At 72.9% G+C, this 20,028-nt stretch carries 17 protein-coding genes; 11 read left to right on the top strand and 6 right to left on the bottom strand.

Going from position 1 to position 20,028, the window contains the following annotated elements:
- Positions 1 to 28 precede the first annotated feature (28 nt).
- Positions 29 to 415, top strand: coding sequence for an HPF/RaiA family ribosome-associated protein (locus ACSNN8_RS27395; protein ID WP_436652484.1), 387 nt, complete (start codon positions 29 to 31; stop codon positions 413 to 415).
- A 60-nt stretch (positions 416 to 475) separates the two neighbouring features.
- On the opposite strand, the gene ACSNN8_RS27390 is transcribed toward ACSNN8_RS27395, so the two are convergent.
- Positions 476 to 1,120, bottom strand: a complete 645-nt coding sequence (locus ACSNN8_RS27390) for a response regulator (protein ID WP_436652483.1) — start codon at positions 1,118 to 1,120, stop codon at positions 476 to 478.
- A complete protein-coding gene (locus ACSNN8_RS27385; protein ID WP_436652481.1) occupies positions 1,120 to 3,366 on the bottom strand; it encodes a histidine kinase in 2,247 nt (748 codons plus the stop codon). The genes ACSNN8_RS27390 and ACSNN8_RS27385 overlap by 1 nt, the downstream gene beginning before the upstream one ends.
- Positions 3,367 to 3,457: 91 nt before the next feature.
- On the opposite strand from ACSNN8_RS27385, the gene ACSNN8_RS27380 reads away from it, so the two are divergent.
- From ACSNN8_RS27380 to ACSNN8_RS27335, 10 genes are all read left to right on the top strand, one after another.
- The gene (locus ACSNN8_RS27380; RefSeq protein ID WP_436652479.1) at positions 3,458 to 4,441 is read left to right on the top strand and encodes a CPBP family intramembrane glutamic endopeptidase; all 984 of its coding nucleotides are present in this window, start codon (positions 3,458 to 3,460) and stop codon (positions 4,439 to 4,441) included.
- A 1,050-nt stretch (positions 4,442 to 5,491) separates the two neighbouring features.
- The gene (locus ACSNN8_RS27375) at positions 5,492 to 7,600 is read left to right on the top strand and encodes a hypothetical protein (RefSeq protein ID WP_436652477.1); all 2,109 of its coding nucleotides are present in this window, start codon (positions 5,492 to 5,494) and stop codon (positions 7,598 to 7,600) included.
- Between the two features lie 4 nt (positions 7,601 to 7,604).
- Positions 7,605 to 9,125, top strand: a complete 1,521-nt coding sequence (gene pelF, locus ACSNN8_RS27370) for a GT4 family glycosyltransferase PelF (protein ID WP_436652475.1) — start codon at positions 7,605 to 7,607, stop codon at positions 9,123 to 9,125.
- Positions 9,122 to 10,528, top strand: coding sequence for a hypothetical protein (locus ACSNN8_RS27365; RefSeq protein WP_436652473.1), 1,407 nt, complete (start codon positions 9,122 to 9,124; stop codon positions 10,526 to 10,528). Before pelF ends, ACSNN8_RS27365 begins: the two co-directional genes overlap by 4 nt.
- 25 nt (positions 10,529 to 10,553) lie before the next feature.
- Complete coding sequence (locus tag ACSNN8_RS27360) at positions 10,554 to 11,279, top strand: sugar phosphate nucleotidyltransferase (RefSeq protein ID WP_436652471.1); 726 nt, start codon at positions 10,554 to 10,556, stop codon at positions 11,277 to 11,279.
- Positions 11,276 to 12,112, top strand: a complete 837-nt coding sequence (locus tag ACSNN8_RS27355; protein ID WP_436652469.1) for an NAD-dependent epimerase/dehydratase family protein — start codon at positions 11,276 to 11,278, stop codon at positions 12,110 to 12,112. The genes ACSNN8_RS27360 and ACSNN8_RS27355 overlap by 4 nt, the downstream gene beginning before the upstream one ends.
- An 8-nt stretch (positions 12,113 to 12,120) precedes the next feature.
- Positions 12,121 to 12,978: an endo alpha-1,4 polygalactosaminidase gene (locus ACSNN8_RS27350; protein WP_436652468.1), complete on the top strand. Its 858-nt coding sequence runs from the start codon at positions 12,121 to 12,123 to the stop codon at positions 12,976 to 12,978.
- A 22-nt stretch (positions 12,979 to 13,000) separates the two neighbouring features.
- Entirely contained in the window at positions 13,001 to 14,308 is a 1,308-nt protein-coding gene (locus tag ACSNN8_RS27345; RefSeq protein ID WP_436652466.1) for a nucleotide sugar dehydrogenase, read from the top strand.
- A complete protein-coding gene (locus ACSNN8_RS27340) occupies positions 14,305 to 15,261 on the top strand; it encodes an NAD-dependent epimerase/dehydratase family protein (RefSeq protein ID WP_436652465.1) in 957 nt (318 codons plus the stop codon). The genes ACSNN8_RS27345 and ACSNN8_RS27340 overlap by 4 nt, the downstream gene beginning before the upstream one ends.
- Positions 15,258 to 15,962, top strand: a complete 705-nt coding sequence (locus tag ACSNN8_RS27335; protein ID WP_436652463.1) for a hypothetical protein — start codon at positions 15,258 to 15,260, stop codon at positions 15,960 to 15,962. The genes ACSNN8_RS27340 and ACSNN8_RS27335 overlap by 4 nt, the downstream gene beginning before the upstream one ends.
- Here ACSNN8_RS27335 and ACSNN8_RS27330 read toward each other — a convergent pair.
- The 4 genes from ACSNN8_RS27330 to ACSNN8_RS27315 are packed head-to-tail and all read right to left on the bottom strand — an operon-like array spanning position 15,951 to position 20,020.
- Positions 15,951 to 16,652: a GNAT family N-acetyltransferase gene (locus ACSNN8_RS27330; protein ID WP_436652461.1), complete on the bottom strand. Its 702-nt coding sequence runs from the start codon at positions 16,650 to 16,652 to the stop codon at positions 15,951 to 15,953. The two genes, ACSNN8_RS27335 and ACSNN8_RS27330, sit on opposite strands and share 12 nt — an antisense overlap.
- Entirely contained in the window at positions 16,649 to 17,989 is a 1,341-nt protein-coding gene (locus ACSNN8_RS27325) for an NtaA/DmoA family FMN-dependent monooxygenase (protein ID WP_436652460.1), read from the bottom strand. The genes ACSNN8_RS27330 and ACSNN8_RS27325 overlap by 4 nt, the downstream gene beginning before the upstream one ends.
- Positions 17,982 to 19,055 (bottom strand): LLM class flavin-dependent oxidoreductase, encoded by a 1,074-nt coding sequence (locus ACSNN8_RS27320; protein WP_436652458.1) that lies wholly within the window; start codon positions 19,053 to 19,055, stop codon positions 17,982 to 17,984. Before ACSNN8_RS27320 ends, ACSNN8_RS27325 begins: the two co-directional genes overlap by 8 nt.
- Before the next feature lie 2 nt (positions 19,056 to 19,057).
- Positions 19,058 to 20,020 carry an ABC transporter substrate-binding protein gene (locus tag ACSNN8_RS27315; RefSeq protein WP_436652457.1) on the bottom strand — a complete coding sequence of 321 codons (963 nt, stop codon included), beginning with the start codon at positions 20,018 to 20,020 and terminating at the stop codon, positions 19,058 to 19,060.
- Positions 20,021 to 20,028 lie beyond the last annotated feature (8 nt).

The raw sequence follows: 20,028 nt of genomic DNA, 5'->3' as shown, positions 1-20,028 counted from the left end.
CAGTATTCGCCAACTCCTAGGAGATGTGATGACAGCTGTGACCGATCCCGCCACCGTGAGTGAGTGTCTTCGCGTCGGCGCCGGGTTCTCGCAGGGCGACCTCAACTGGATCGCCGAGCAGTTCGTCACGCTCGACTCGCGGCTGGCCGCGTTCCACGCCGACTCGACCGAGCTCGAGGTCTCGGTGAAGGACCGCGCCGCCCGGGGGCAGAAGGTCACGCTGGAGTGCTGGATCGCCGGCCGCCAGAAGATCGTCACCACCTCGACCGAGGAGGACCTGCACGCCGCGCTGAACGACGTGCGCGACGACCTGCGCCGCAAGCTCAACGACTCGAAGACCAAGCAGGAACCGCGCCACAACCGGCACCTTCGTGAACACGCCGAGCCCGAGACCGACGGCGAACTCGTGGAATAACACGCAGAACCGCGTACGGGTTGACAAGGCGTCAGCCCGTACGCCGGTGCCCGCCCGTGGTCAGCGCGGGCGGGCCAGCCCCAGGTCGTACGCGACGATCGTGGCCTGCACGCGGTCCCGGGCGCCCAGCTTGGGCAGCAGCGCGTTGACGTGGGCCTTGACCGTGCCCGCCGCGATGCCCAGGGCCGCGCCGATCTCGGCGTTCGACAGGCCGGTGGCCAGGTGCGTCAGGACGTCCCGTTCGCGCGGGGTGAGCCGGCCCAGGCGGGGGTCGTCGTCGCGGGCGGCGGTCACCGACCCGGTGGCGAACGCGTCGATCAGACGCCTGGTGACCGCCGGGCTCAGCATCGCCTCGCCCGCGGCCACGGTGCGGATCGCGGCCACCAGTGAGGCCGGGTCCGCATCCTTGAGCAGGAATCCGGACGCACCGGCGCGCAGAGCCTGGAAGACGTACGCGTCCTGGTGGAACGTCGTGAGCACGATGACCCGCGGCGCCTCCGGCCCGGCCGTGAGTAGCGCGGTGGCGGTGAGGCCGTCCATGCCGGGCATCCGCACGTCCATGAGGACGACGTCGGGGCGTACGCGGGCCGCCAGCTCGAGGGCCGCTGCGCCGTCGCCGGCCTCGGCCACCACCTCGAGGTCGTCCTGCGAGCCGACGATCGCGCAGACGCCGGCGCGCACCATGACCTGGTCGTCCACGACCATCACGCGGATGGCGATGACGGCACCTCCTCCTCGGGAGCCGGCGGGGTGGGCACCGGCTCGGTGAGACCAGGCCCTGCGGGGGTCGGCTGGTTGGGCGTTGCTTGGGTGGGCGCCGGCTGGGCGCGCCCTGGCTGGATGGCCGTTGGTCGGATCGGTGTCGGCTGTGCGGGCGTTGGTTGGGTGGACGCCGGCTGGGTGGGCGTCGGTTGGCTGGGTGCCGGCTGGTCTTGTGCCGGGTCGGTCGAGGCGGCGGGGTCGGCGGGCGGAGGGGCTACGCGGAGGCCGTCGAGCAGAGCGCGCATGGCGGCGAGAGCCGCGCGGGCCTCGTGGACCACGCCGTCGAGGTCGTCGCGTTCGGCCGCCTCGGGGACGCGGGCGGCCGCTGTGAGCACGGAAGCGCGCAAGCCGGCGGCGACGCGGGCCCGCTCGTCGCGGGCGCGGGCTTCGGCCTGGGCGGATACGGCGTGGACAGCGCTTTCCTCGCTGTCGAGGCGATGCTGCCGCCGACGGGCCGCGGCCCAGCCGACGAGCCAGCTTCCGGAGAACGGCAGCGCCAGCACGGATCCGGCGCACACCGCGCCGAACAGGGCCATCGCCACGACCGCGCTCGATCCGGTGAGCCGGGCGCCGCTCGGATCCTCCAGCAGCGGTCCGGCGGCGAGCAGCACGGCGAGGCTGAGCGTGGCCGAGAGCCAACCGCCGACCAGGCCCAGCCAGGAGAGCTTGGAGGGCCGGCCGTACGCCGCTACGGCGTACACGGCGGCGAGATCCGCCCCGGAGCTGAAGAGGAACAGCCACGCCTCCTCCGGCGGGGCCACCCGGAGCGCGAGCAGGAGCGGCCCGAACCAGGTGGTCAGCGCCACGGCCGCCAGCACGGTCCACGGGCGCCGGCGGCGCCACAGCAGGGGGGCGGCGTGCGCCACCACGGCCAGGAGGATCAGCGCAGCCTCGGCGGGTGATGCGCCGTCCTCGTCGATGAGCACGGACACGCCGGCCAGCGGCAGCAGCAACGCCAGCAGCGCCAACCCCGCGTCCAGCACGACCTGACTCCGCAACCAGACCCGCAACCGCGTCGGCGCCGTCGCGGCGGGCAGGAAAGCCCTTACTTCCCAACCGCCGGTCGAGCGGGGGCCGGACAACAGCGGGCGGGACGCGGTGCGGCCGGGTGAGGCGGGGCGGTCAGCCTGTCGGGGGCCGGCCGAGACGGTTCCGCCGTACGGGGCCGCGCGCTCGCGCATCCCGGTGAGACCGCGTCCGCTGCCGAGGCCTGTGGTCGCGGCCGGGGTGGCGGCGGGGCCGCTGTCGGAGATGACGAGCGTTGTGCCGGATCGGTCGTACGCCAAGGAGATCTGCACTGTCGCGCCGGGCGCGTAGCGAAGCGTGTTGGTAAGCGCTTCCCTGGCGATGGCGTGCAGAGCGCCGGCGCGGGCGGGATCGGGCTGTGGCTCGGTGCCGGTGATGGAGAGGTGCACGATCTGGCCGAGCTGGCGGAAGTCGTCGGCCAGGTCTTCGAGGCCCGCGGGCGGGGGAGTGGCGGGCAGCACGGCGACGAGCTGGTGCAGCGCGGTGAGAGTCTCGCGGCCGGTGCGGGCGGCGAACTCGCGGGCGGACGCGCGCAGCTCGGGCTTGCCGACGAACTGGGCGGCGGTCGCGTTGACGACGATCGAGGTGAGGTGGTGGGCGGTGACGTCGTGGAGCTCGCGGGCGAGCCGGCGCTGCTCGGCCGCGGCCGCGTCACGCCGGGCGGCCTCCGCGGAGGCGAGGCGGTGGGCCGCGGCCGAGCGGTCGTCGAGCCAGCGCCGCCGCACCCGGCCGCCGGCGGCGACCAGCGCGTAGAAGGCGAGCGACACGAGCAGGTCGAGCGGTTCGTCGGCGACCACGAGCACAGCCTGCGCGGCCAGCATGCCGAGGACGACGAGCAGTGTCGTACGCCGGGAGCACCGCAGCGCGACGTTGAACAGCGCCACCGACTCGGCCGCCGAGAGCACCAGGAGAGCATCGCCCGGGAAGACGTACACCTGGTCGGGAACGGCCCACACGCCCAGCGCGAGCCCGCCCGAGACCACCGCCGCCGCCACGACGGGACGCCGGCGGCGCCACCCGAGGCCACCGCACACCGCGGCGACGAGCGCGATCGCCGCGGCCGCGGGGGCGACCTCCGCGCGGCCGAGCGAGGGGACCGGCCAGTACGCGAGCTGGGCCACCGCGAGCAGGGCCGGCAGCAGCCAGGCGGGGAGGCGGGCCATGATGGCGACAGCCTATCTATGCCCTGGGGCAGGGGTCGAAGTCCGTCCGCGGCCGGATCCGCCCGCCCGCCGGCGCAGACAGACTCGATCCATGACCGCTGTGCAGTATCACCGCCTCGCCCGGACGCCCGCTCACCGCTGGTGGAAACCCCTCCTCGGTACGCTGTTCCTGCTCGTTTCGGGCGCCGCTCTCATGGTGTTCCTGCTGGGCGTCTCCACCGTCGCGGCGCTGCTCGCCGGTCGGCCGGAGAACGCGGACGGCCTGCCGAGCTTCGGACCCCGCGCCGATCTGGCGCTCGCGTTCCTGTCGATCGCCGTGCTGCTGCCGGTGACGCTGCTCGCCGCCCGCTGGATCCAGCGCCGCCCAGCCGGAACGCTGTCGTCGGTCACGGGCCGCCTGCGATGGCGCTGGCTGTTCACGCTCCTGCCCGTCGCGCTCGTCGCCGTCGTCGTGCTGATGGCCGGCGGGCTGGCGCTGTCGGCCGCGACCGGCGTGTCCGACAGCGGGCTGGGGGAGGAGCTCGCCGGTTGGGGCTCGTTCGCGCTGTCGATGCTCGTCCTGGTGCTCGTCGTTCCGCCGCAGGCCGCCGCCGAGGAGTACGTGACCCGCGGCTGGCTGCTGCAGGCGACGGGCGCGTGGTTCCGTCGCCCGGAGGTGCCGATCGCTGTGCAGGCGCTGGTGTTCGCCGCGGCGCACGGCTGGGGGACTCCGTGGGGGTTCGCCGACCTGTTCGTGTTCGGCGCGGTTGCCGGCTGGCTGACCGTACGCACCGGCGGCCTCGAGGCGGCGATCGCGTTGCACGTCGCCAACAACCTCGTCAGCGCCGCGCTCGCCGCGGCCTTCGGCCAGCTGACCGTCGACGAGACCGCCGCCGACATGCCGTGGCAGTTCTTCGCCGTCGACCTGATGGTGCTGGCGGCGTACGCCTTCGTGGTCGTGCGGCTCGCCGACCGGCGCCGCCGGACCGACGCCGGAGCCGGCGCCGACACGGATGCGTTGGCCCCGGCCGAGCCGCGGCCGTCCCCTCAGGACACACCGCTCGCCCTCGCGACGGACATCAGACCAGGATCCTAGGACGCTCTAGACCGTGTGCCCGCGCGGACAGGGGCAAAGGCGAAGTACATCGGAGCGGCCATGACGCGGTGGCCGCTGACGGGATCGGGACGGTGGCGCGAGCCGCCGGGTGGGGGTCGGGCTGACGGCAACGCGCCGCTGGGTGCCGGATCGGGTCAGCGGCGTCGCGCGCGGTGTGGGCCAGTCGATCCGGCGGCGGTGAGCCGCCGGCGGCGGAGGTCTGTCGACGGCAGCACGCCGCGGGATGCCAGGGTCGGGTCGGCGGCAGCGCGCCCGCGGGATGCCAGGGTCGGGTCGGCGGCAGCGCGCCCGCGGGATGGCCGGGGTGGGGTCGACGGCAGCGCGCCGGGGGATGGCCGCGGTCGCAGCCGCGGCGGCGAGCCGGTGGGGATCGAAGCGGCCAAGAGGACCAGAAGTGGCCGAGGAGAAAGCCGGCCCGTCGGTTGAATGGGGGAGCAGCGGCATCCGCTGAACGTCGGATGACAGCGTTGTCTTGAAAATGCGCGGGCCGGATGAAGACTTAACGGGCGCCGCAGCAATTACCGGCTGGTAATTTGCAAAAAGTGGTCTGACATTTAGGCGGCGGCGGGGAAAGGCGGCGAACGGCCCGGACGTGGGCGATGCGTTCGTGATCCGCCACGCTGCGTCCACACCCGACCGTCCAAACCCGACCGAATGTGCTGCCGGAGTGGATCCCGGCACACCGGCCAACTCGGGCGAACGTCGAGCTACTGCCGCAAAGCTCTGGCCGGCCGCCGCCGGGCGGGCCGCCCGGAAATGTGAACCTGCCATTACCGGCGATCCGAGAAATGGCAAGTCAGACCGATCACGCAACGACTTCACGGTGTTCTGACGAAGGCCAGGCCGGCCTGCCGATATCACCGCGGCCGATGGCCGTCAACGGGCGGGAATGGTCGTCTCGGGGACAACCGGATCGAGCCCCGGCAATCCTTAATTTTTGCTTAGACTCGCCGTCGGCCCCATCCACCGGGGGCCGTCCAGCACCACGCCCACCCCGCCCTTCCCACCGTCCGCCGTGGAGGTTGCTCGATGGACGCTGCCCGCCCCACCGCCTACCGCCGAGCGGTTCGCGCCCTCGTCGCCGCCCTGTGCGCCGGCGCCCTCGTGGCTGCCGCGCCCGCGCCGGCCGATGCGAGACCGGCGCGCCCCAAGGCGCCACCCCAGGTTCCCGGCTTCGGGCAGGTCGCCCGGCCGCCGGTGTCCGCGCCGGCGCCGCTGCCCAAGCGCACCGGCAAGGTCGCCGTCACCAAGCCGAGCGCGGCCAGGAAGACCGCCAAGGCTGCCGGCCTCAACGACAAGGTCGCGCTGCGCGCGCTCGTCGTGGCCACCAACCAGGACGACTTCGGCGTTCCGACGTGGAAGACGACGCTGGACCGGCTCGGCGCCGCCTACGACGTGCTCTACACCGCCACCACGCCGCTGACCACGAGCTCGCTCGTGCGGCCCGACGGCACCGGCCGGTACAACGCGATCCTGCTGACCAACACGATGCAGGTGTACGCCGACGGCGGCGCCTACCTCAACGGGCTCGACAGCGCCGAGTGGAACCTGCTCTGGGCGTACGAGCGCAACTTCGGCGTCCGGCAGGCCTCGCTCTACACCAGCTACGGCTCCTGGCCCGAGGACTACTGCCTGCGCTCGGCCGGCGAGACCTCGGTCGGCGACACCCCGCTTAACGTCAACCTGACGCCGGCCGGCGCGGGGGTGTTCGACTATCTCAAGGCCGACGTGACGATCCCGGTGGTGCAGTCCTACGTGTACCGGACGAGCATCGCCGCGGGCTGCTCCGCCGACGCGATCGCCACCGACGGCACCAACGTGCTGGGCGTGCGCTCCACCTCGACCGACGGCCGGGAGCGGCTCGCGCTCACCTTCACGCTCAACCAGTACCTGCTGCAGTCCGACCTGCTCGTGTACGGGCTGGTGCGCTGGGCGACCAAGGGCATGTTCCTCGGCGAGCAGCGGCACCACCTCAACGTCGACGTCGACGACTGGTTCAACACCGCGGACCACTACTACCCGGACGGCCACGTCGAGTACGACCCGGGCTTCAAGGTGTCGGCGCACGACATGGTGAACCTGGACGCGCGGCAGGACGCGCTGGGCGACGGCTTCCGGTTCAACCTGGCGTTCAACGGCGCCGACATCGACCCGTTCGCCGGCAACCAGTGCAGCCCCGACGGCGGCCCCAACGAGCTGACCGCCACCACCAAGTGCCTCGCGGGCGAGTTCCGCTGGCTCAACCACACGCTCAACCACCCGGAGCTCAACAGCACCGCCTACGCCACGACGTACGGCGAGATCCTCGACAACCGCAACGCGGGCGCGGCGATCGGGCTGGACGAGAGCGACGGCGTGCTCAAGACCCCGGAGTACTCGGGTCTGGGCGTCTACACGGTGGACCCGAACGACGACACCGGCGTGCCGGTCGACCACGGGCTGCAGGGCTCGAACCCGAACCTGCTGCAGGCGGCCAAGGACCTGAACATCCGCTACCTGCACGGCAACATGTCGTTCGCCAGCCACAAGCCCGCGCACTTCAACGCCTCGATCGTGCACCCGCTCGAGCCCGCGGTGGAGGTCGTGCCGGACTGGCCGACGAACATCGCCTACTTCGTCACCACGCCGGAGGAGGAGACCGCGTTCTACAACTCCTTCTACGGGCCGAACGGCAAGTTCCCATACTGGCCGTCGAACCGCACGTACGAGCAGGTCCTCGACTACGAGGCCGGGATCGGGTTGCAGCACGTGGCCGCGGGCGGCATCAACACGCACACCTTCCACATCGCCAACGTCCACGACTACGGCAACGGCCGCACGCTGGTCACCGACTGGGTCGAGGCGGTGGAGGCCAAGTACCGCTCGCTGTACGCGGTGCCGCTGCTCAACCAGGACTGGGCGGCGATCGGCGCGTACACCTCGGTGCGCACCCAGCACTTCGCGCAGCTGGCCGCCGGCGCCGACGCGGTCTACGACCGGTCCACCGGCCAGGTCACGGTGACCTCGCCGGCCGCGGGCACCCTGCAGGTCAGCGGCGTGCAGGGGACGGGGGCGACGACGTACGGCTCGGACGTGACCACGCCGGTCGCGTTGAGCGCCGCCACCGCGGTGACGGTTGCGGCAGCGCCGCGGGCCTGAGCACATGCGGATCGCGCTGGTGTCCGAGGGGACCTACCCGTACGCGATGGGCGGCGTCAGCATCTGGTGCGAGCAGCTCATCAAGGGTATGCCCGACTACCGCTGGGAGGTCGTCGCGCTCACCGTCGACGGCACCGAGCAGTCCGTCTTCGCCGGCCCGGCGAACCTCGACCGGGTGCACTCGGTTCCGCTCTGGGGAGGCCGCCGCGCGCCACGGCGCGGCGGCCCGCCCGGCCCGGCGTTCACCGGTCCGTACGAGATGTTCCTGCGGGCGCTGATCACCCCGCTCGAGACGATCCGCCCCGAGCAGGGCCGGGGCCTGTTCCTGCTGGCCCTGCGCGGGCTCTACGAGTACGCCGAGGCGGGCGGCGACCTCGGCGAGGCGCTGGTGTCCAACGAGGCCGTGACGATGATGCTCGACGCGTGGCACGAGCTGCGCGTCGAGCAGACCGCCCCGGCGCCCACGGTGGCCGACGCCGTGCAGGCCACCTGGCTGCTCGAGCACATGCTGCGCCCGCTGAGCGCCCCGGCGGTGCAGGCCGACATCGTGCACTGCTCGATGAACGGGCTGTCGATGCTGCCGGCCATGGTCGCCAAGTGGCGCTACGGCACCCCGCTGGTGATGAGCGAGCACGGCATCTATCTGCGCGAGCGGTACATGTCCTATCTGCACGACGACGCGCCCCACGCCGTACGGGTGATGGCGCTGAGCTTCTTCCGCTCGCTGGCCGGGGCGGCGTACCTCATCACCGACGTGCTCGCTCCCCACTCGGCGTACAACCGGCGGTGGCAGCTGCACAACGGCGCCGACCCCGAGCGCATGTGGACGATGTACAACGGCGTGGAGCCCGCCGACTTCCCGGCCGCCACGAGCGAGCCCCAGGTGCCCACGATCGCGTTCATGGGCCGGGTCGACCCGCTCAAGGACCTGCACACGCTGATCCGCGCGTTCGCCATCGTGCGCCGCGAGATCCCGCAGGCGCGGCTGCGCATCTTCGGCGGCACGCCCGCGGCCAACCGGCTCTACCACCAGTCGTGCGAGGCGCTGATCACCGAGCTGGGGCTGGACGGCGCGGCCGTGCTCGAGGGGCGCATCGAGCGGGCGGTCGACGCCTACCACGCGGGCAGCATCGTCGCGCTCACCAGCATCTCGGAGGGCTTCCCCTACACGGTCGTCGAGGCGATGGCGTGCGGGCGGCCCACCGTGTGCACCAACGTGGGCGGGGTCGCCGAGGCGGTCGCCGACACCGGCCGGGTCGTGGCGCCGCGCGACCACGCGGCGGTCGCCGAGGCGTGCATCGAGCTGTTGCGCGACGACCAGCTGCGTTACAACATGGGCTTCGCGGCCCGGGCCCGGGTGCTCGAGCACTTCACGCTCGCCCAGTCGCTGCAGATGTACCGCAACGTCTACGAGGGCCTGGTCACGCCGATCACGGCCGGCGCCGAGCCGCGTCACCTGCGCCGGCCGCCCGTTGCGGCGCCGCGGCTGCGACCCGCCGCCCCGGCCTGGGTGGGCCTGCGATGACCGTCGAGAAGGAGGCCGCCGCAGCGGCGGCGCCGCCCACCCATCCGGTCGTCCTGCCGCGCATCTCGACCGACCCGCTCGACACGCTGGTCGACCGGATGCGGCCCGCGCTGGCCCGCGCGGTGGAGGCGCTGCAGGTGGCTGCCGCGCTGGAGGCGGATGGCGTCACCGACCGCATCGCCCGGGTGGAGTACGGCTTTCCCGACGTGTTCGCGCTGGCGCAGGAGGTGTTCCGCCGCCTGGGGCCGCCCGCCGACGACCCGCCCGCGCCGGTCGCCACCGGGCACGGCCGCCGCCAGACCGTCCGGCTGCTGCTGCACGGCCCGCTGTACGCGTTGCCCAGCGCGGTGTTCCCGGCCGTGCTGGCGGTGCTGGGGCAGCGCAACACCGTCGTGGCGCTGACCGTGGCAGGAGTGGTCGGGTGGGCGTACGCGGGGACCGTCGCGTTCGCGGCCTACAAGCTGCTCGGCGCCAACCGCCCGCACCGCGCGGCCCGGCTGCTGCGCTGGTCGGCCGTGGCGGCTCCGGTGGCCGGTGTCGCGGTCGGCGCGGCGGTGGGCGCCGGCGCGTGGGGGCTGATCGTGCTCGTCGCGGGCCAGCTCGGCTATCAGCTCGCCGGCACGGTGCTCATGTTCTACCGTCGCGAGGCTGTGCAGGCGGTGGCGATGGCACCCGCGGTCGTGGCCGGGGTCGTCTATCTGCTCACGCCGCAGGCCCGGGCGGCGGCGCTGCTGACCGCGGCGGGCGGCGTGCTGCTCGCGCTGGGCGCCGCCCTGTGGTGCACGCGGGGCCGGGGCAGCGGCGACGAGCCACGGATGCGGTTGCCGTGGCGGGGGCTGGGCCGGGTCACCGCGTACGGGATCCTGTCGGCGCTGTTTCTGCTGCACGCCGCCGCGCCCTACCTGCTGACCCGGCTGGACATCGCGCTGGGCGCCGCGCCGCTGATCCTGTCGATGGGCTTCGTCGAGTGGCGCGCCGAACGGTTCCGGGCCCGCGCCGTCGCGCTGAGCCGGGTCAGCCGCCGCCCCGCCGACTTCGAGCTCGGCGTCTCCCGGATCATCGGGCGCGAGCTGCTCGTGTGCACCGCCGTGCCGGTCGCGCTGGGCGTCGCGCTGGTCGTGGCCCGGCCCGACCCGGCGGTCGCCGTCATGGCCGCGGCGCACGCCGTGCTCGCCGGCGCGTACTACCTCGCCTTTCTGCTGGCCGCGTTCGAGAGCTTCGGCCGGCTCTGCGCGTCGCTGGTCGCCGCGCTGGCGCTGCACCTGGGCGTCGTGTTCCTGCTCGGCCGGCCCGTCGGCCCGCTCACCGACACGGTCGTGCTGCTCGGCAGCGTGCTCGCGCTGCTCGCGATGTTCCTGCTCGGCCTGGCCCCGTCCGTCCGCCAGGTTCGCCACTACCGGTAGATCGCTGAAAAAGGGGGAGATCGGCATGCACGCGGTGATTCTTGCCGGTGGCAAAGGGGTGCGGCTGCGGCCGTACACGACCACGCTGCCCAAGCCTCTGATGCCCATCGGTGACCACGCGATCCTCGAGATCGTCCTGAAGCAGCTCGCCGGCAGCGGCTTCACCTCGGTGACCCTGGCCATCAACCACCTCGGCCCGCTCATCAAGGCGTTCGTGGGCGACGGCGCCCGCTGGGGCCTGCGCGTCGACTACATCGAGGAGGACCGTCCCTTGTCGACGGTCGGGCCGCTGTTCGGGCTCAAGGACACCCTGCCCGAGCACTTCCTGGTGATGAACGGCGACGTGCTCACCGACCTCGACTACGCCGACCTGCTGCACCAGCACGTGCTGTCGGCCGGCGGGCTGACCGTGGCGATCGCCGAGCGCACCCACAAGGTCGAGTTCGGCGTGCTCGACGTCGAGGCGTCGCGGATCATCGGGTTCCGCGAGAAGCCCAGCCTGCGCTACCAGGTCAGCATGGGCGTGTACGGGATGAGCCGCCGCACGCTGGCCCCCTATCCGGCGGGACGCGCGTTCGGCTTCGACGAGCTCGTGCTCGACCTGCTCGCCCGGCGCGACCACCCGGCCACCTACCCGTTCACCGGGTTCTGGCTCGACATCGGCCGGCCCGAGGACTACGACGAGGCCAACCGCACGTTCGAGCAGCTGCGCCCGATCCTGCTGCGCGACCGCGCCGGGGAGCCGGTATGAGGATCCTGCTGTTCGGCTCGTCCGGCTTCATCGGCCGGCACGTGCGCGCCGCCCTGCAGGACGTGGGCGAGCTGATCTGCCCGGGCCGTGACCGCCACGACCTCGTCGACGGCGAGCCGGAGGCGCTCAAGGCGCTCGTGCGCGCCGAGCGGCCCGACGCGGTGGTGTGCTGCGTGGGCGCGCTCACCGGCACCCCCGGCGAGCTGATGCGGGCCAACGCGATGGTGGCCGCCACCCTGCTGGAGGCCGCGCCCGGGGTGCGGCTGGTGCGGCTGGGGTCGGCGGGGGAGTACGGCGTGGTCCCGCACGGGCACGCCGTGCGCGAGGACGACCGCACCGAGCCGGTGGGGGCGTACGGGGTCAGCCACCAGGCCGGCACGCGGCTGTTCGCGCTGACCGGCAACACGGTGTCGCTGCGGGTGTTCAACCCGGTCGGCGCGGGCCAGCCGGCCGAGAACGTGCTGGGCCGGGTCGCCGCGCAGATCCGGGCCGGCCGCACCGAGCTGACGCTGGGCCCGCTGGGCGCCTACCGCGACTTCGTCGACGTGCGCGACGTGGCGTCGCTGATCCGGGCCGCGGTCACCGCCGCCGAGCTGCCGCACCCCGTCTACAACGCCGGCAGCGGGCGCGCGGTCACCGTCCGCGAGGCCGTGCACATGCTCACCCGCGAGGCGGGCTGGACCGGCACGATCCGCGAGCAGGGGGCCGGCCCGCAGCGCTCCGCCGCGGTGACCTGGATCCAGGCCGACATCACCCGCGCCCGCACCGACCTCGGCTGGGCGCCGGCGCACGACCTCGGCAGCTCGATCAAGAGCATCTGGGCCGAGTCGTGAGAAGGGCGGTGACGGTCCTGCTGGCGGCGCTGACCGTCGCCGCCTGCCACTCCACGCCCGCCCCCGGGCCCGACTCGTGGGCCTATCAACTGCAGGGCTACCGGGACGGCCGCCTCGACGAGCTCGCCGCGGGGCCGTACCGGACCGTGGTCGTCGACCTGGCCCGCGACGCCCACCGCGACTGGTTCACCGCCGGCGAGATCGCCGCCGTGCGCCGGACCGGCAAGCGGGTCCTCGCGTACTTCGAGATCGGCAGCATCGAGGACTTCCGCCCCGAGTACCGGACGATGCCGCGCGACCTGATCGCCAACGAGTGGGCGGACTGGCCGGGCGAGTTCTTCGTCCGCTACTACGACCCGCGCTGGTGGGAGCACGTCGTGCGGCCGCGTGTCGACCAGGCGATCCGGGCCGGGTTCGACGGCGCCTATCTGGACACCCCGCTGGCGTACGAGGAGATCTCGCTCGACGCCGTGCCGGGGCGCGACCGCGCGGCCCTCGCACGGGACATGGCCGCCCTCGTGGCGCGCATCAGCGCGTACGCGAAAGCCCGCAAGCCCGGGTTCCTGATCGTGCCGCAGAACTCGCCGGAGCTGCGGCACCAGCCCGGCTACACCGCCGCCATCGACGGCATCGGCATGGAGGAGCTGTTCTTCCGCGCCACCGACAAGCGCTGCGCCGAGGACTGGTGCGCCGAGAACCTGGCCGAGACCCGGGCGCTGCGCGACGCCGGCAAGTTCGTGCTCAGCGTCGACTACGCCACCCGGGCCGCCGACGTGCGGGCCGCCTGCGAGCACTACGCCACCGAACGCTTCACCGGCACGGTCACCGTGCTGGAGCTGGACCGACCGGGTCCGGTGTGTCCCTGACTCACCTGGAGGAGAGAACCGCATGCCACAGACGATCGGAGTCGTCGGCCTCGGCTACGTCGGCCTGACGCTGACCGCCGCGCTGGCCGACAAGGGGTACGTCGTGCACGGCGCCGACGTGTCGACCCACGTGCTCGACACGCTCGCGCAGGGCCGGTCGCACATCTTCGAGCCGGGCGTCGAGGACATCTTCGCCGAGAAGGTCGGCACCAGCGTCCACGTCGCCGAGACCCTGCCGCACGACACCGTGGAGGTCGCCGTCATCAGCGTGTCGACGCCGGTCGACGAGGCCACCCGCCGCCCCAACCTGGCCAACCTGGCCGCCGCCGCGCGCAGCGTCGCCGCCACCTGCCGGGCCGGCACGCTGGTCGTCGTGCGCAGCACCGTGCCGGTCGGCACCAGCCGCCGCGTCGTGCTGCCCGAGCTGGAGGCCGCGTGGGGCCGGGGCAACGTGCGGCTGGTGATGGCTCCGGAGCGCACGATCCAGGGTCAGGCGCTGCGCGAGCTGGTCGAGCTGCCGCAGGTCGTCGGCGGGCTCGACGAGGACAGCACGCGCGCGGGTGTCGAGTTCTTCAGCGGGCTGGCCCACACCGTGGTGCCGGTGTCGAGCCTCGAGGCGGCCGAGCTGGTCAAGCTGTCCAACAACTGCCACACCGACCTGATCTACTCGTTCGGCAACGAGATCGCGCTGATCGCCGAGCAGCACGGCCTCGACCCGCTCGAGGTCATCCGCGCGGCCAACGTGGACTATCCGCGCCCCGACCTGTCCAAGCCCGGGTACGTCGGCGGTGGCTGCCTGTCCAAGGACCCGTACATCATGCTCGACAGCGCCGGCGGCTACACGCCGTTCCTCGTCGGGCAGGCCCGCGCGCTCAACGAGCACCTGCCCGTGCACGTCGCTGAGAACGTCGTGCGGCTGCTGCGCGAGCTGCGCGGCGAGACCCGCGGGCTGCGGCTGGCGGTGCTCGGCTGGGCGTACAAGGGCTGGCCGCCCACCGACGACATGCGCGGCACCCCGATCGCCACGATGATGCCGATCTTCTCGGCCGCCGGGATCACGGTGACCGGGCACGACCCGATGGTCACCGCCGAGGTCGTCCGGCAGTACGGCGGCGAGCCGATCAGCCTCGACAAGGCGTTCACCGACAGCGACGCCGTGCTGGTCATCAACGACCATCCCGACTACCGCGCGATCGACGTGGCCGCGCTGCTCGGCGACGCCCGCCCCGCGCTGATCTTCGACTCGTGGCGCATCCTCGACGCCGACGCGATCCGCGCGGCCGGGATCCGCTACGCCGGCCTCGGCTACCTGCCGGCGGTGACCGCATGAGGGCGCTGCTGCTCGGCGGCGCGGGCTTCATCGGCCTGCACCTGGCCCGGCGGCTGGTCGCCGACGGCCACGAGGTGACGATCGTCGACGACTTCTCCCGCGGCCGCTCGGACGCCGCCGTGGCGCAGCTGAAGGTCGACGTCGTCTCGGCGGACCTCACCGATCCCGCCTTCTACGCCGGCCTCGAGCGCGGCTGGGACCAGATCTACCTGCTCGCCGCCGTCGTCGGGGTGCGCAACGTGGAGAAGGACCCGGCCCGCGTCGTGCGGGTCAACACGCTCGTGGCGATGCACCTGCTCGACTGGCTGCGGGCCGGCGACCGGGTCTTCTTCGCCTCCACCAGCGAGGTGTACGCGGGCGGGGTCGACGCCGGGATCGTGCCGGTGCCCACCCCCGAGGGCATCCCGACGATGATCTCGGACATCACCGCGCCCCGGTTCGCGTACGCCGCCAGCAAGCTGCTCGGCGAGGCCGCATTCCTGCACACCGCGCGGGCCAAGGGTTTCGACGCGGTCGTGGGCCGGTTCCACAACGTGTACGGGCCGCGGATGGGCGCCGACCACGTGATTCCCGAGATGTCGCTGCGGGCTCAGGGGGGCGAGGACCCGTTCCGGGTGCCCGGCGCCGACCAGTTCCGCGCGTTCTGCCATGTCGACGACGCGGTCGAGGCGATGGTGCGGCTGATGGCCACGCCCGCGGCGGCGGGGCAGATCGTGCACATCGGCAACGACCGCGAGGAGACCAACATCGGCGACCTCGCCAAGCTGGTGCTGCGCGTGGCCGGCGTCAGCCCCGCGATCGAGACGGCCGACGCGCCACCGGGATCGGTGCGGCGGCGCTGCCCCGACCTGTCGAAGCTGCGCGAGCTGACCGGCTACGAGCCGTCGGTGACGCTCGAGGAAGGCGTCCGCACCACGTACGCGTGGTACGCCGAACACGGGAGGCCCTCATGACCGACACCGCGCAGCGCGCGCCGATCTGCTTCTACTACGGCAACGGCCGGCTGCTCGACCTCGCCGAGTACCCGCGCGTGGTGCTCCAGCCGGACTTCTACAACAGCGAGGAGGTCGCGTTCCTCAAGCAGCGCGGCGTGCAGGTGCTGGCCTACCTGTCGCTGTCGGAGGACACCGGCCCGCCCGCCGAGTGGCAGCGCGTCGAGCGCAACCCCGACTGGGGCGGCACCTTCGTGCACGTCGGGCATCCCGGCTGGGTGTCGCACGTGGTCGGTCAGGCCCGCGACGCGCTGAACGCGGGCTTCGACGGGCTGTTCCTCGACACGCTCAACGTGGAGCTGACCTTCCCCGAGGACGTGCCGCACCTGCTGACGCTGGTGGCCGCCGTGCGGGCGGTCTCGGAGTCGGCGTACATCCTGGCCAACCGCGGCTTCGGCATGCTGCCGCGGCTGGCCGAGCTCGTCGACGGGGTGGTGTTCGAGTCGTTCTCGGCCCGTTGGACCGAAGACGGGTACGCCCCCTGGCCGCCCGACGTGCTGGAGTTCCACGCCCAGATCGCCGAGCAGCTGCTGCGGCTGCAGCTCGACCTGTACGCGCTGGACTACGCCGACGACCCGGGCCTGACCGACTTCGCGATCCGCCGGGCCCGGCAGTTCGGCATGCAGTGCATCGTCAGCGACCGCGCGCTCTCACGCGTCTGAGACCCTGCGGTACGCCGCGAACGTGGTCCGCCTCCGCAGGCGGAAGCCGATCGCCTCGTAGAGGCGGATCGCGTTCGCGTTGGCGGCCGAGGTGTGCAGGAACGGCACCTCGCCGCGCTCCCGGATCCCGTACGCGACCGCGCGCACCAGGCTCGTCGCCAGGCCCCGGCCCCGGTACGCCGGATCGGTGCACACGGCGCTGATCTCGGTCCAGCCCGGCGGGTGCAGCCGCTCGCCGGCCATCGCGATCAGCCGGCCCTCGTGGTGGACGCCGAGGTAGGTGCCGAGCTCGATGGTGCGCCGCCGGAACGGGCCCGGCCGGGTGCGCGCGACCAGGTCGAGGATTTCCGGCACGTCCGGGGGGCCCAGCAGGCGCGCCTGCGGGAACGGCTCGGCGCGCAGCGACTCGTCGACGAACTGCACCCCGGCGATCTCGCCCGCCACCTGCCAGCCGGGATGGCTCGCCGGGACCGGGCCCGCCACCGCCACCTCGGCGGCCGGCCCGGTCAGCGCGGCGAGGTCGGCCCACGCCCGCGGGTCCTGCGGGTCGCGCAGCGCGTGGAAGGGCGCCACGTCCTCCTCGTACCGCACGGCCTGCCCGTACGCCTGCGCGAAGCGGGAGTGCGCGCCGCGCAACGACTCCCACGCCGCGTTGTCGAGCACCGAGCGGCCCGCCTCGACGGTCGTCATCCGGCGACCCCGCTCAGGCCGAGGTGGTCGCGCAGCGTGGGCCCGGAGTACTCGGTGCGGAAGACGCCGCGCTCCTGCAGCAGCGGCACCACGGTGTCGGCGAACTCGTCCAGCCCGTCCGGGGTCACGTGCGGCACCAGGATGAACCCGTCGCTCGCGTCCTCCTGCACCAGGTGGTCGATCTCGGCGGCGATCGTCGCGGCCGAGCCGACGAACGTCTGCCGGCCGGTCACCTCGATGACGAGGTCGCGGATCGACAGCTTCTCCGCGGTGGCCTTCTCGCGCCACTGCCGGGCGACGGCGATCGGGTCGCGGTTCATCCGGACGCTGGCGCGGCCGCGCGCGATGTGCTCGGACGACACGTCGGGGTCGATGTCGGGCAGCGGGCCGTCCGGGTCGTACGCGGACAGGTCGCGGTTCCAGAGCTGCTCGAGCACCTTGATGGCGGTCGCGCCGCTGACCTGCTGCCGCCGCACGATCCGCGCCTGCTCCTGCGCCTCGGTGTCGGTGTCGCCCAGCACGAACGTGGCGGCGGGCAGCACGAGCAGCTGGTCACGCTCGCGGCCGTACCGGGCCAGCCGCCCCTTGACGTCGGCGTAGAACTTCTGGCCCTCCGCGAGCGTGCCGTGCCGGCTGAAGATGGCGTCGGCGGTGGCCGCGGCGAACTCGCGGCCCGCGTCGGAGTCGCCGGCCTGCAGGATGACCGGCCGGCCCTGCGGGCTGCGCGGCACGTTGAACCGGCCCGAGATGGCGAAGTGCTGGTCGGTGTGGCGGAACGCGCCGGCCTGCGGGTCGCGCAGGAAGACGCCGCTGTCCTTGTCGGCCGCAACCGCGTCGGCGGGCCAGGAGGCGAACAACTCCTTGGCGGTCTCGAGGAACTGCGTGGCGCGGCTGTAGCGGTCGTCCTCGGCGAGGAAGCCGCCGCGCCGGAAGTTCTCGCCGGTGAACGCGTCCCACGAGGTGACGACGTTCCACGCGGCCCGCCCGCCGGAGAGGTGGTCGAGGCTGGCGAACTGCCGGGCCACCTCGTACGGCTCGTTGAACGTCGAGTTGATGGTGCCCGCCAGCCCGAGGTGCTCGGTCACGGCCGCGAGCGCGGCGAGCACGGTGAACGTGTCGGGGCGCCCCACCACGTCCAGGTCGTAGATCTGGCCGCCCTGCTCGCGCAGCCGCAGGCCCTCGGCGAGGAAGAAGAAGTCGAACTTGGCGCGCTCGGCCGTGCGGGCCAGCCGGGCGAACGACTCGAACTCGATGTGGCTGCCCGAGCGGGGGTCGCTCCACACGGTGGTGTTGTTGACGCCCGGGAAGTGCGCGGCGAGGTGGATCTGCTTAGGCAACGCGGGCTCCTTCGGCGTAGCGGTTGGCCGGGCGCTCGAGGCCGAGCCGGTCGCGCAGGGTGCCGGGCTCGTACTCCGTACGGAACAGGCCCCTCGCCTGCAGTTCCGGGACCAGGCCGCGAGTGATGCCGTGCAGGTCCGACGGCAGGCGGGCGGGGCGCAGACGGAACCCGGTGAGGCCGGCCGCCTGCCACTCCTGCAGCAGGTCGGCGAGCTGCCCGGGGGTGCCGGTGACGACCTTGGCGTCGGACTCGAGCTCGGCCGGCCGGAACGACACCACGAGGTCGGCGAAGACGTGCTTCACCTTGACCTGGTCGACGATCCGGCGGGCGTCGGCGGCGTCGGCCGGGGTCACGTACACGATGTCGGCGGCCCGCTCGGCGAACCGGTACGGGATCTCGGCGTGCGCGAGCGCGGTCACGACCGGCTGGCCCTGCGGCGGCCGCGGCGTGATCGAGGGACCCTTGACGGTGAAGAACCGCCCCTCGAAGTTGATGTAGTGCAGCTTGTCGCGGTCGATGAAGCGGCCGGTGGCGGCGTCGCGGATCTCGGCGTCGTCCTCCCAGCTGTCCCAGAGCCGGCGCACCACCTCGACGTAGTCGGCGGCCTCGTCGAACAGGTCGCTGACCGCCTCCGTGGTGTCGATCCGGACCGTGCGCCGACCGAAGTGCGCGGCCTCCTGCGGCCTCGCGGAGACCTGCACCCGCCAGCCGGCGCGGCCCTTGCTGACGTAGTCGAGCGTGGCGATGGCCTTGGAGATGTGGAACGGCTCGGTGTGCGTGACGGTGGCGGTCGGCACCAGCCCGATGTGGCGGGTCAGCGGGGCGACCCGCGCGGCGATCAGGACAGCGTCGAGGCGGCCCTGCACCTGGGTGGGGTCGTCGCTCTGCACGCCGAGCGCGTCCTCGATGGTGACGAAATCGAGCTTGCCGGCCTCGGCCTCGGTAACCAGGTCGGCCCAGTAACGGGCGGTGAACAGCTCGGCGGGGCGGGCGTCGGGCTCGCGCCAGGCGCCGGGGTGCCAGCCGGCGCCGTCGAGCGCGACGGCCAGGTGGAGGTGGGTCATGGTCACTTCCCCTCGATGGGCAGGCCGGGCGGGTTGACCTCGGCCGTCGGCACGGCCTCGGAAGCGAGGTTCCACCGGTCCAGGATCTTCCGGTAGTCGCCCGACCTGATGAGCTCGTCGAGGGCGGCCTTGTACGCCTCGACCAGCCCGCTGCCCTTCTTCGTGGTGAGCGCGATCTTGCCCTGCAGCGTGGAGCCGGCGCCCGAGTAGGTGCCGATGATCTCGGTCTGCCCGGCCGTGGCGACGTGGTAGGCCGCGGTCGGGTTGGGCCCGAGGTAGGCGTCGATCTGACCGGAGCCGAGCGCCAGGTACGTGGCCTGGTTGGTCTGGTAGTACTTGATGTCCACCTTGGGCAGCCCCTGCTTGACGGCCTCCTCGCTCCACTCCACCAGGATCTTCTCCTGGTTGGTGCCGGAGCCGACGGCGATCCTCTTGCCGGCCACGTCCTTGGGCCCGGTCACCTTCCAGCCTGCGCCCTTCCTGGCCTCGAACGCGAGCTCGTCCTTGCGGTAGGTGGCGAAGTCGTACTTCTGCTTGCGCTCCTCGGTGACCGTGATGTTGGAGGCGCCGAGGTCGTACTTGCCGCTGTCCAGGCCGATGAACAGGTTCTCCCAGCTGGTGTTCTGCAGCTCGGGCTTGAGGCCGAGCACGCCGGCGACCGCGACAGCGATGTCGGGCTCGCTGCCGATCAGCGTCTTGTTGTCGGTGGCGGTGAAGGCCAGCGGCGGGAAGCCCGCGCCGGACGCGCCGACGCCGATGGTCAGCGTGCCCTTGCTGCGGATCCGCTCGGGCAGCAGCGCGGCGGCCGCGTCCACCTTGGCCGGGACGATGCGCTGCTGGTCGGGTCCGTTGTTGATGCTGACGGCGGCGGCCTCCTGCACCTTCACCGGGGTCTCGTCGGGTGCGGAGCAGGCGGCCAGCCCCGCGAGCGTCACGACGGCGAGCAGGGCGGATCTCGTACGCATGGGGCTCC

This window comes from Actinoplanes sp. URMC 104 (assembly GCF_051386375.1).
Taxonomy (GTDB): domain Bacteria; phylum Actinomycetota; class Actinomycetes; order Mycobacteriales; family Micromonosporaceae; genus Actinoplanes.
The sequence above is the reverse complement of the archived record's forward strand: the minus strand, read 5'-3'. Positions and strand labels throughout refer to the sequence as shown.

What these genes read in the sequence shown, in the direction of transcription:
- ACSNN8_RS27380 (WP_436652479.1), top strand. Translation starts at nt 3,458, where the DNA reads ATGACCGCTGTGCAGTATCACCGCCTCGCCCGGACGCCCGCTCACCGC.
- ACSNN8_RS27330 (WP_436652461.1), bottom strand. Translation starts at nt 16,652, where the DNA reads ATGACGACCGTCGAGGCGGGCCGCTCGGTGCTCGACAACGCGGCGTGG.
- ACSNN8_RS27320 (WP_436652458.1), bottom strand. Translation starts at nt 19,055, where the DNA reads ATGACCCACCTCCACCTGGCCGTCGCGCTCGACGGCGCCGGCTGGCAC.
- ACSNN8_RS27365 (WP_436652473.1), top strand. Translation starts at nt 9,122, where the DNA reads ATGACCGTCGAGAAGGAGGCCGCCGCAGCGGCGGCGCCGCCCACCCAT.
- ACSNN8_RS27355 (WP_436652469.1), top strand. Translation starts at nt 11,276, where the DNA reads ATGAGGATCCTGCTGTTCGGCTCGTCCGGCTTCATCGGCCGGCACGTG.
- ACSNN8_RS27340 (WP_436652465.1), top strand. Translation starts at nt 14,305, where the DNA reads ATGAGGGCGCTGCTGCTCGGCGGCGCGGGCTTCATCGGCCTGCACCTG.
- ACSNN8_RS27335 (WP_436652463.1), top strand. Translation starts at nt 15,258, where the DNA reads ATGACCGACACCGCGCAGCGCGCGCCGATCTGCTTCTACTACGGCAAC.
- ACSNN8_RS27375 (WP_436652477.1), top strand. Translation starts at nt 5,492, where the DNA reads ATGGACGCTGCCCGCCCCACCGCCTACCGCCGAGCGGTTCGCGCCCTC.
- ACSNN8_RS27345 (WP_436652466.1), top strand. Translation starts at nt 13,001, where the DNA reads ATGCCACAGACGATCGGAGTCGTCGGCCTCGGCTACGTCGGCCTGACG.
- pelF (WP_436652475.1), top strand. Translation starts at nt 7,605, where the DNA reads ATGCGGATCGCGCTGGTGTCCGAGGGGACCTACCCGTACGCGATGGGC.
- ACSNN8_RS27385 (WP_436652481.1), bottom strand. Translation starts at nt 3,366, where the DNA reads ATGGCCCGCCTCCCCGCCTGGCTGCTGCCGGCCCTGCTCGCGGTGGCC.
- ACSNN8_RS27395 (WP_436652484.1), top strand. Translation starts at nt 29, where the DNA reads ATGACAGCTGTGACCGATCCCGCCACCGTGAGTGAGTGTCTTCGCGTC.
- ACSNN8_RS27315 (WP_436652457.1), bottom strand. Translation starts at nt 20,020, where the DNA reads ATGCGTACGAGATCCGCCCTGCTCGCCGTCGTGACGCTCGCGGGGCTG.
- ACSNN8_RS27390 (WP_436652483.1), bottom strand. Translation starts at nt 1,120, where the DNA reads ATGGTCGTGGACGACCAGGTCATGGTGCGCGCCGGCGTCTGCGCGATC.
- ACSNN8_RS27360 (WP_436652471.1), top strand. Translation starts at nt 10,554, where the DNA reads ATGCACGCGGTGATTCTTGCCGGTGGCAAAGGGGTGCGGCTGCGGCCG.